3 protein-coding genes are annotated in these 3,659 nt (G+C 65.8%); all 3 read right to left on the reverse strand.

Going from position 1 to position 3,659, the window contains the following annotated elements:
* Window positions 1-1,503, reverse strand: a 1,503-nt coding sequence (locus tag VGH68_RS12970; RefSeq protein ID WP_331604028.1) for a PHP domain-containing protein, incomplete at its 3' end; no start/stop codon positions are given.
* 6 nt (window positions 1,504-1,509) lie between these two features.
* Window positions 1,510-2,979: a DNA polymerase Y family protein gene (locus VGH68_RS12975; RefSeq protein WP_331604029.1), complete on the reverse strand. Its 1,470-nt coding sequence runs from the start codon at window positions 2,977-2,979 to the stop codon at window positions 1,510-1,512.
* The gene (gene imuA / locus VGH68_RS12980; protein ID WP_331604030.1) at window positions 2,909-3,616 is read right to left on the reverse strand and encodes a translesion DNA synthesis-associated protein ImuA; all 708 of its coding nucleotides are present in this window, start codon (window positions 3,614-3,616) and stop codon (window positions 2,909-2,911) included. The genes VGH68_RS12975 and imuA overlap by 71 nt, the downstream gene beginning before the upstream one ends.
* Between the last annotated feature and the right edge of the window lie 43 nt (window positions 3,617-3,659).

The following is a 3,659-nucleotide window of genomic DNA, read 5'->3' on the forward strand; positions in this document are numbered from 1 at the left end:
ATGCTGCGACAGATGCCGCGGAAAACCATACAGTTGCGCGGCGAGCGTGGCCCACGCGCGGATGAGCGGCGTTTGCGGGTTCAGCCCGCATTCCTCGAAGCGCTTCAGCAGGTCCGCGCTGTTATCGAACCAGTGATGCGACTTCGCGACCGCATCGACGATCTGCGGATCGACGCCGAGCGCCTTGCCGGTTTCGCGCAGCGCCCCGCGCGGACGATAGGTCGACACCGCCGCCGCGATCGCCGCGCGGTCGCGGCCGTATTTGCGGTAGATGTGCTGGATGACTTCTTCGCGCCGCTGATGCTCGAAGTCGACGTCGATATCCGGCGGCTCGCCGCGCTCCTTGCTGATGAACCGCTCGAACAGCATGTTGCCGCGCGACGGGTCCACTTCGGTCACGCCGAGGCAGTAGCAGACTGCCGAGTTGGCCGCCGAACCCCGTCCTTGACACAGGATGTGCTGGCTGCGCGCGAAACGCACGATGTCGTAGACCGTCAGGAAATACGGCTCGTACTGCAGGTCCGCGATCAGTTCTAGCTCGTGCTCGATCTGCGCCTGCACGTCGTGGGGAATGCCGGAAGGAAAGCGCCGTTGCGCACCGAAATAGGTCTCCTGCCTGAGATACGCGGTGGGGGTAAAACCGGCGGGCACCAGCTCGTCCGGATACTCGTAACGCAGTTCGTCGAGCGAGAACGCGCAGCGCCGGGCGATATCGACTGTCGCGGCGAGCGCATCTTCCGGATAGAGATTGGCCAGACGCAGCCGCGAGCGCAGATGCTGTTCCGCATTCGGTGCGAGATCGTAGCCGCATTCGTGAACCGGTTTGCCGACCCGGATTGCGGTCATCGTGTCCTGCAGCGGTTTGCGCGATCGCACGTGCATCAGCGCTTCGCCAAGCGCAGTGACCGGCAGGCCCCGGTTACGGGCCACGAATTCGACGGCGCCGCGGTGAATGTCGTCCATCGCGCGCTGATGCAGCACGAGGCCGACCCACGCGCGGCCGGGGAACGTCGCATCGAGCCATTCGACCTGCGCGTCGAGTGCGTCCTCGCTGGCCGGATAATCCGGCACCAGGATGGCAATGCAGTCCTGCATGCCGAGCAGGTGGCGATACGCCTTGTCCGGGCGCGACAGGTCCTGCGGCGTGAGCCGGTATTCACCCTTTGGCGCACGCATGCGCGCAAGGGTGATGAGTTCGGACAGGTTGCCGTATCCATTGCGGTTCTGCGCGAGCAGGATCAGGCCGAACGCCGGCGACCCATCGGCATTGACCAGACGGAAATACGAGCCGACGATAAACGGCAGCTTCGCTTCCTTCGCGGCCACGTGCGCCCGCACCGCGCCGGCCAGCGAACATTCGTCGGTGATCGCGAGCGCCGTGTAGCCGAGTTGCGCGGCGCGCTCAGCCAGTTCTTCCGCGTGCGACGCGCCCCTCAGGAACGTGAAGTTGGAAAAGCAGAACAACTCGGCATACGCCGGCAGCAGGTTGAAGGTCGTGTCCATCGCCGCTTATCCGAACAGGCCGTGCAAAAACCAGCGTGGCTCTTCTTCGGCGTCGCGGCTACTGACACGCTCCCGGAAAATCCAGTAACAACTCTGATCGTCCGCCTGCGCGACGAAATAGTCGCGCGTCACCAGCTCGCCATCGAACCAGCCACTCTCGATGCGCTCTCCCGGCGACACCATCCGCAACGGCGAACCGTAGAACGGGCGATGCCGGCGCATCAGCAGACGAACCGGCGCGTCGAGCATCCAGGCCGGGCGGGGTAGATGCCGCGGCAGCGGCCCGGGCTTGATCTGCCGGGACACCGGCACCCACTGGTTCGCCATCTCCGGACGATGATCGGCCGTCGGTGCGGGCTTGCGCACGTTCTGTTCGCCGAGCCGCGCGACCAGCAGTTCGAGCAGCCGTTCATGATCCTCTTTCGAGCCGCCCGGTTCGGGAAAAAGCGTGTCCGACGCCGGCACGGCCGGCTCGACGTTCGATGCATCGAGCCGCAGCGCGATGACCGGCGCCGTGAGTTCGATCCGATGCAGCCGCTCCTTCAGCAGACGCATCAGGTGTTCTTCGCGCCAGGCCGGCTCGCCGAGTGCGATGTCGATCGCGGTCGGTGCGATCGCATCACGGCCGCGTTCGTGTTCGAGCAGCAGCCGGATTCCGGTGACGGCAAGCTGCTTCGCGCACAGCCATCCGCATAGCTGAACGATCAGCCGCTGCGCGCCGAACACCGCACCATCCGCATGTTCGAGCCGGTCCGGCATCTCGATGCGCGCCGAGAAGGTGGGCGGCAACTCGATCCAGTCAAACAGTTCCGGCGCGGTCCCGAAAGCGCGGTCGAGCGAGTCCAGCAGATGCTCGCCACAGCGGCGCTGCAGGCCGGCGCGTGGCAGGCGGCGTACGTCGCCGATATGTTCGCAGCCGAGGCCCGCGAACCAACTGGAGAACGGACGGATTTCGGGGACAGCCGCCATCGGCAGGGCGGACAGCCGTCGCGTGAGCGATGCGGGCTTCAGCACCCGCCGGTTGCGATGCCGGGCGAGCAGCCATGCGCCCTGGCCGGTGGGGGCTACGCTGATGCGCGCGGTGAAACCTAGCGCATGAAGGATCGCTCGCGCTTCGTGACACAGCGCGAGCAGGCCGCCGAAAAGCCGCAGGCTCGCACCAATTTCGACGATGACCGTCGCTTCATCGAGCAGCGCCACTTCCGGCGAGAAGCGCATGAGCGCAATGCCAACCTCGCGATGCGCGGCCGCTTCGCGAGTCATGTCGCGCTCATACATCTCCGTTCCTGGCGAAAGGGTCAACACGCCACCGCGTTTCAGACCCGGTCTCACGCCCGCCGAACGCGCGGCGGCATCGGCGATGACCACGCTGTCTTTCTCCAGCACGGCGCTGCCGCAAGCCGGCTCAGACGACCACTTCGGTCTGAAGACCTCCAGCGATAACTTTGGCAGGTGGACGGCGAGAAACACGCGCATGACGGGAAAGCAGAATCGGTGTGGGTTGAAGAGGGATCGACAGGGGCTCTGCACGTGAAGGCCCTCGTCGTTTCACGATCTCGACGCTCAGGCCGTCGGCCGATGGTTTGAGCGCGAGGCGCAGCAGTGCCGGCGATGCATCCTGCGCGGTCGCGAGCGGCCGCACCATGACGAACAGCGTCTCGGACGATTGCGCGGCCAGATGAAGCCGGCGCAGCGACGACGCCTGCACGTACTGGGACCAGAAAATAAGGGCGCCGCAACTGCCGGCACGCAGGATCTGCTCCGCGGACCACAGCGCGTCGGCGGTTGTCTGCGTGTCCACGCGCAGCAGTTGCGCGATGGGCACGCCGATGTAATGGAGCCCGAGTGCGTCAGGCGTATGCGGTGACTGCAGGAAAGCGATAGCCCGCTTGCCCACCGCGCCGAACGCCGGCTGCAGAAGCCGCAGTTCGCCCACGCCAGCCTGTGGCACCAGCAGGTCGATCAGCGCACCCACCGGCCAGCCGCCGCCGGGTAATTCCGCCGACAGGACCGGATACCCTGTTTCGACGATGCGGCCGCGGCCGCACGCGAGCTGCGAGGCACGCCAAAGCGACGGGTGGATGGCCTCTGGCTGGGACAGGATGGCTGGCATGGGTGGGAAGTACTGTATGCATGTACAGTATCCTACCGTATTT

The sequence above is a fragment of the Paraburkholderia sp. genome (assembly GCF_036488505.1).
Lineage (GTDB): Bacteria > Pseudomonadota > Gammaproteobacteria > Burkholderiales > Burkholderiaceae > Paraburkholderia.